Below are 6,149 nucleotides of genomic sequence, written 5' to 3'. Positions count from 1 at the left end.
AGGCAGCCGACACAACCGTTGGCGATATAAACGTCCCGGCCTTCCAGTTCAAGGGCGGTGCGGGGCTTCATGCCCTCGACCGGCTTGTTGGTGACATCCTGGAAAAACAGCGGAACGATCTGGGTCAGGCCGCCGACACTGACGGCGATAACCATGAAGAAGGCCAGCAGGCCAATATTCTTCTCGACTGCTTCATGCTTCATCAGTGAGCTCCAACTACGGCAATCTGTTCGGCGGCTTTGGCTTCAGCCGGGTTCGAGGCGCGTACGGTACGGAATACGTTGTAGGCCATGAACAGCATGCCGGTGGCGAAGAATGCACCGCCCAGGGCGCGGACGATGAAGCCCGGGTGGCTGGCCTGCAGCGCTTCGACGAACGAGTAGGTGAGGGTGCCGTCATCGTTGATTGCACGCCACATCAGACCCTGGGTGATGCCGTTGACCCACATCGAAGCGATGTAGAGCACGGTACCGATGGTCGCGAGCCAGAAGTGGGTGTTGATCAGGCCGGTGCTGTGCATTTGAGCACGACCGAACAGTTTCGGGATCATGTGGTAGATGGCGCCGATCGAGATCATCGCAACCCAGCCCAAGGCACCGGCGTGTACGTGGCCGATGGTCCAGTCGGTGTAGTGCGACAGGGAGTTCACGGTCTTGATCGCCATCATCGGACCTTCGAAGGTCGACATGCCGTAGAACGCCAGGGAAACCACCAAAAAGCGCAGGATCGGGTCGGTGCGCAGCTTATGCCAGGCGCCCGACAGGGTCATCATGCCGTTGATCATGCCGCCCCAGCTTGGCGCCAGCAGGATGATCGACATCGCCATGCCCAGCGATTGTGCCCAGTCCGGCAAAGCGGTGTAGTGCAGGTGGTGTGGACCTGCCCAGATGTACAGGGTGATCAGCGCCCAGAAGTGCACGATCGACAGGCGATAGGAGTAGATCGGACGCTCGGCCTGTTTCGGCACGAAGTAGTACATCATGCCCAGGAAGCCGGTGGTCAGGAAGAAGCCCACGGCGTTGTGGCCGTACCACCACTGGATCATCGCGTCCGTCGCACCCGAGTAGGCCGAGTAGGACTTGAAGAGGCTGACCGGCAGCGACATGTGGTTGACGATGTGCAGCATCGCGGTCACGACGATGAACGCGCCGTAGAACCAGTTACCCACATAGATGTGCTTGGTCTTGCGCTTGACGATGGTGCCGAAGAACACCAGACCGTAGGTGACCCAGACAATGGCCAGCAGAATAGCCAGGGGCCATTCCAGTTCCGCGTACTCCTTGGTGGTGGTGAAACCCATCGGCAAGGTAATGATCGCGCCGACGATCACCGCTTGCCATCCCCAGAAGGTGAAGGCGGCGAGGCTGTCGGAAATCAGTCGCGTTTGGCAGGTTCGCTGCACGACGTAATAAGAAGTGGCAAACAGTGCACATCCACCGAAGGCGAAAATCACCAGGTTGGTGTGCAGCGGGCGCAGGCGTCCAAAGCTCGTCCATGCCAGGCCGAAGTTCAACTCCGGCCAGACCAGTTGCGAGGCGATGAAGACACCGAGCCCCATGCCAAGGATCCCCCAGACCACCGTCATGATGGCGAACTGGCGGACTACCTTATAGTTATAAGCAGTCGGACTGATTGCTGTGCTCATTCTAAGGTTCCACGGTTTGGGTGTTTTATTAGGATTAAAAATCGGCCGCAAGTATGGAGAAAGCAGGGGGTCATTGCAACGCGCCATGACCTGGGTCAATGCTTTCAAATGCTGATTCTGCGGCCTTTCCATGCGCCGCGTAGGGACAAAATTGCCCGCGGGCAAAACGTCCCGGTGGACTGATCAGGCGAGGGGGTCAGGTCGGATGTAACGAGGTGTGTTCAAACGCAACGTTTGGCTGACCGAAGGCAATTGGCGCGACAGCCGGTATCTACCAGCCTTTGCGGCCTGTCATCGGGCAGATTCGTCGAACACATCGTTCAGGGTCGACCTGGAACCGGCACCGGCCAGTCCGCATCGGGGGAAGCTTAGACCTGAATCCGGGGAACCGAAAGGAAGAGTCAGAGAGGGTGCGACAAAAAGAAGCAGCTACAAGCCGCAAGCTACAAGCTCCTAGTTAGAGCCCGTGCTTGCGGTTTCTGCTTTTGCCTTTACTTGCTGCTTGTAGCTTGAAGCTTGTCGCTCAACTGCTCATCACCTTTCGAAAGGCTGAACACGTAAGCCGCGAGCAGTTGCACCTTATCGTTGCCGAGCAGTTCGTTCTGCGCCGGCATATGGCCCTGGCGGCCATGCCGAATCGTCTGTTCAAGCTGCGTCAGGCTGGTGCCGTAAATGAAGCCGGCCGGGTGCGTCAGGTTCGGCGCGCCCATGGCTTCAGTGCCCTGGCCGTTTGCCCCATGGCAGGCGACGCAGGTGGTGCTGAAGGCTTGTTTTCCGGCTTGCAGGTCCGCCTTGCTGCCTTCCGGCAACGGCAGGCCGGCCAGATCATGACGCACATAAGCGGCGACGTTTTTCACGCCTTCTTCCCCCAGGACTTCACCCCAGGCCGGCATCATCGCCATCCGGCCACCCATGATGGTGGTCTTGATGGTTTCCGGGCTGCCGCCCCAGCGCCAGTCGCTGTCGGTCAGGTTGGGGAAACCGAATGCACCCTTGGCATCCGAGCCGTGGCACACCGAGCAGTTGGAGGCAAACAGGCGGCCGCCCATTTTCAGCGCTTGCGGGTCTTTGGCCACTTCTTCCAGTGGCATTGCCGCGAATTTGGCGAAGATCGGTCCGAACTTGGCGTCAGCCCTGGCCATTTCCTTTTCCCACTCGTGGGCGCCGGTCCAGCCGTTCTCATAGCCGGGAAGGACGCCTTTCCAGTTGCCCAGGCCGGGATAAAGGATCAGGTAGCCGACGGCGAACACCAGCGTGCCGGCGAACAGCATGAACCACCATTGCGGCAGCGGGTTGTCGTACTCCTCGATGCCATCGAAGCTGTGGCCCATGGTCTGGTCGACGCTGCCCTTGGTCTCGCCCTTGCGGGTGCCGATCAGCAGCCAGGTCAGGCCGATCAGGCTGCCGATGGTCAGTACGCAGATCCACGTACTCCAGAAGGTGGTCATGGCCGGGTACTCCTTGTTGCTGAATCTTCGGTGATGTCGGGTTGTGGTTCGTCGGCGAACGGCAGCAGGCGCGCTTCGGCGAATTCCGGGCCGCGCTTGCCGTTGAATACCCACAGGGTCAGGCCGACGAAGGCCACGAATACGACGACTGTGCCCAGGCCGCGGATCATTCCAGTGCTCAATTCAAACATTGCTCACCTCTTGCTCTTGATGGCAGTGCCGAGCACTTGCAGGTAGGCGACCAGCGCATCCATTTCGCTCTTGCCCTTGAGCGAAGCGACGGCTCCGGAGATGTCTTCGTCGGTGTACGGCACGCCCAGGGTGCGCATGGCCTTGATCTTGGTTTCGGTATGACTGCTGTCGACCGGGTTGGCCACCAGCCACGGGTAGGCCGGCATCTTCGACTCCGGCACGACGTTGCGCGGGTTGTACAAGTGCGCGCGGTGCCAGTCATCCGAGTAGCGCGCGCCGACCCGGGCCAGGTCCGGCCCGGTGCGTTTCGAGCCCCACAGGAATGGGTGATCCCAGACGCTTTCGCCGGCCACCGAGTAGTGCCCATAGCGTTCGGTCTCGGCACGGAACGGACGGATCATCTGCGAGTGGCAGCCGACGCAGCCTTCGCGGATGTAGATGTCGCGACCTTCCAGTTGCAGCGCGGTGTAGGGCTTCATGCCTTCCACCGGTTTGTTGGTTACGTCCTGGAAGAACAGCGGGACGATCTGGGTCAGGCCGCCGATGCTCACGGCCAGGATCATCAGCAGCAGCAACAGGCCGACGTTTTTCTCGATAGTTTCGTGTTTCATGGCGGACTCCTCAGGCCATCTGCGCGGCAGCGGCGACTTCGGCAGGCTGCGAGGCCCGCACGGTGCGCCAGGTGTTGTAGGCCATCAGGAACATGCCACTGAGGAATATCGCGCCGCCCACCAACCGCACGACGAAGCCAGGGTGGCTGGCCACCAGGGTTTCGACGAAGGAGTAAGTCAGCGTGCCGTCCTCGTTCACTGCACGCCACATCAGGCCCTGGGCGATGCCGTTGACCCACATCGAGGCGATGTAGAGCACGGTGCCGATGGTGGCGAGCCAGAAATGCGCGTTGATCAGGCCGATGCTGTGCATCTGCTCGCGTCCGAAGACTTTCGGGATCATGTGGTACAGCGCGCCGATGGAAATCATCGCCACCCAGCCCAAGGCGCCTGCGTGTACGTGGCCGATGGTCCAGTCGGTGTAGTGGGAGAGGGCGTTGACCGTCTTGATCGCCATCATCGGCCCTTCGAAGGTCGACATGCCGTAGAACGCCAGCGACACCACGAGGAAGCGCAGGACCGGGTCGCTGCGCAACTTATGCCAGGCGCCCGACAGGGTCATCATGCCGTTGATCATGCCGCCCCAGCTCGGCGCGAGCAGGATCAGCGACATCACCATGCCCAGCGACTGCGCCCAGTCCGGCAGTGCGGTGTAGTGCAGGTGGTGCGGGCCGGCCCAGATGTACAGGGTGATCAGCGCCCAGAAGTGCACGATCGACAGGCGATAGGAGTAAACCGGGCGCTCGGCCTGTTTCGGCACGAAGTAATACATCATGCCGAGGAACCCGGCGGTGAGGAAAAAGCCCACGGCGTTGTGGCCGTACCACCATTGCACCATCGCGTCGGTGGCACCGGCGTACAGCGAGTAGGACTTGGTGAAACTGACCGGCAATTCCATGTTGTTGACGATGTGCAGGATCGCCACGGTGACGATGAACGCACCAAAGAACCAGTTGCCGACATAGATGTGTTTGGTCTTGCGCTGCATGATCGTGCCGAAGAACACGATGGCGTAGGCGACCCAGACAATGGTGATCAGGATGTCGATCGGCCATTCCAGCTCGGCGTATTCCTTGGAACTGGTGTAGCCCAGCGGCAGGCTGATGGCTGCCAGCAGAATCACCAGCTGCCAGCCCCAGAAACAGAACGCCGCAATTGCGGGAGCAAATAAGCGTGTCTGGCAAGTCCGTTGTACTGAGTAAAACGAACTGGCGAACAAGGCGCAGCCGCCAAAGGCGAAAATCACCGCGTTGGTGTGCAACGGGCGCAAGCGGCCGAAGCTGGTCCACGGCAAATTGAAGTTGAGTTCGGGCCAGACCAACTGGGCAGCGAGAAAAACCCCGAGCCCCATGCCGACGATGCCCCACACCACCGTCATAATGGCGAATTGGCGGACCACCTTGTAGTTGTAGGCGGTACTGATAGAAGTGTTCATGGTTCCCCATCCACGGTTCAGCCGAAGTGAGCGCGCAGCGCAAGGCGGTGCACCCTTCGGCCGGAGTTATAGGCAGACTAAAAGCGAGGCAAGCATGGACAAAGGGCACAAGGCCGGTATTGACGGGGATCAATGGGCGCAATGTGTGCGGGATCGCGGATGGCTCTGGAACGCCGCGCCAGCCCCGGCTTCGGCGACGCTGATCCTCGCCCATGGCGCCGGCGCGCCGATGGACAGCGACTGGATGAGCGACATGGCTGCACGCCTTGCCGGGCTTGGTGTCAACGTCTTGCGTTTCGAGTTTCCCTACATGGCGCAACGGCGCACCGACGGTGGCAAACGTCCGCCAAACCCGGCGCCGAAACTGCTGGAGTGCTGGCGTGAGGTGTATGCCCAGGTGCGACGCCATGTCGCCGGTCCATTGGCCATAGGCGGCAAGTCCATGGGCGGGCGGATGGCCAGTTTGCTGGCCGATGAGTTGGGGGCGGATGCGCTGGTTTGCCTGGGCTATCCGTTTTATGCAGTGGGCAAACCGGAGAAGCCGCGGGTCGAACATTTGGCCGGGCTGAAGACACGGACCTTGATTGTGCAGGGCGAACGCGATGCATTGGGCAATCGCGAGGCGGTTGAGGGGTATGCGCTATCGCCGGGTATCGAGGTGTTCTGGCTGGTGGCGGGGGATCATGACTTGAAGCCGTTGAAGGCTTCGGGGTTTACCCATGAGCAGCATTTGGTGGCTGCGGCGCAGAAAGTGCTCGCATTTCTTCTGTGAGATGAGTGGTGTCTGGGCCTGCCTCTTCGCGGTGTAGAAACGGATA

The 6,149-nt window shown here is 60.5% G+C and carries 7 protein-coding genes; 1 reads left to right on the top strand and 6 read right to left on the bottom strand.

The features are described 5' to 3' along the window. The 6 genes from PMI34_RS12965 to ccoN (PMI34_RS12990) all read right to left on the bottom strand — a co-directional run. The coding region (locus PMI34_RS12965; RefSeq protein WP_008050394.1) for a cbb3-type cytochrome c oxidase subunit II at positions 1 to 203 on the bottom strand (203 nt) is incomplete at its 3' end. Continuing rightward, positions 203 to 1,645 carry a cytochrome-c oxidase, cbb3-type subunit I gene (ccoN, locus tag PMI34_RS12970; RefSeq protein ID WP_008050393.1) on the bottom strand — a complete coding sequence of 481 codons (1,443 nt, stop codon included), beginning with the start codon at positions 1,643 to 1,645 and terminating at the stop codon, positions 203 to 205. The genes PMI34_RS12965 and ccoN (PMI34_RS12970), both read right to left, overlap by 1 nt. A 491-nt stretch (positions 1,646 to 2,136) precedes the next feature. Further along, complete coding sequence (ccoP, locus tag PMI34_RS12975; RefSeq protein ID WP_008050392.1) at positions 2,137 to 3,093, bottom strand: cytochrome-c oxidase, cbb3-type subunit III; 957 nt, start codon at positions 3,091 to 3,093, stop codon at positions 2,137 to 2,139. After that, positions 3,090 to 3,284 (bottom strand): cbb3-type cytochrome oxidase subunit 3, encoded by a 195-nt coding sequence (locus PMI34_RS12980; protein WP_008050391.1) that lies wholly within the window; start codon positions 3,282 to 3,284, stop codon positions 3,090 to 3,092. The genes ccoP and PMI34_RS12980 overlap by 4 nt, the downstream gene beginning before the upstream one ends. Before the next feature lie 3 nt (positions 3,285 to 3,287). Further along, the gene (ccoO, locus tag PMI34_RS12985) at positions 3,288 to 3,896 is read right to left on the bottom strand and encodes a cytochrome-c oxidase, cbb3-type subunit II (RefSeq protein WP_008050390.1); all 609 of its coding nucleotides are present in this window, start codon (positions 3,894 to 3,896) and stop codon (positions 3,288 to 3,290) included. Positions 3,897 to 3,906: 10 nt separating this feature from the next. Next, positions 3,907 to 5,331 (bottom strand): cytochrome-c oxidase, cbb3-type subunit I, encoded by a 1,425-nt coding sequence (gene ccoN / locus PMI34_RS12990; protein WP_008050389.1) that lies wholly within the window; start codon positions 5,329 to 5,331, stop codon positions 3,907 to 3,909. Positions 5,332 to 5,425: 94 nt separating this feature from the next. Here ccoN (PMI34_RS12990) and PMI34_RS12995 point away from each other — a divergent pair, with 94 nt between their 5' ends. Continuing rightward, entirely contained in the window at positions 5,426 to 6,103 is a 678-nt protein-coding gene (locus PMI34_RS12995; protein ID WP_008050388.1) for an alpha/beta family hydrolase, read from the top strand. Positions 6,104 to 6,149: the final 46 nt, after the last annotated feature.

This window comes from Pseudomonas sp. GM74 (assembly GCF_000282455.1).
Taxonomy (GTDB): domain Bacteria; phylum Pseudomonadota; class Gammaproteobacteria; order Pseudomonadales; family Pseudomonadaceae; genus Aquipseudomonas.
This window is presented reverse-complemented; position numbering and strand designations above follow the sequence as displayed.

Coding starts and splice junctions, on each gene's coding strand:
- PMI34_RS12995 (WP_008050388.1), top strand. CDS start 5,426: ATGGACAAAGGGCACAAGGCCGGTATTGACGGGGATCAATGGGCGCAA.
- PMI34_RS12980 (WP_008050391.1), bottom strand. CDS start 3,284: ATGTTTGAATTGAGCACTGGAATGATCCGCGGCCTGGGCACAGTCGTC.
- ccoP (WP_008050392.1), bottom strand. CDS start 3,093: ATGACCACCTTCTGGAGTACGTGGATCTGCGTACTGACCATCGGCAGC.
- ccoO (WP_008050390.1), bottom strand. CDS start 3,896: ATGAAACACGAAACTATCGAGAAAAACGTCGGCCTGTTGCTGCTGCTG.
- ccoN (WP_008050393.1), bottom strand. CDS start 1,645: ATGAGCACAGCAATCAGTCCGACTGCTTATAACTATAAGGTAGTCCGC.
- ccoN (WP_008050389.1), bottom strand. CDS start 5,331: ATGAACACTTCTATCAGTACCGCCTACAACTACAAGGTGGTCCGCCAA.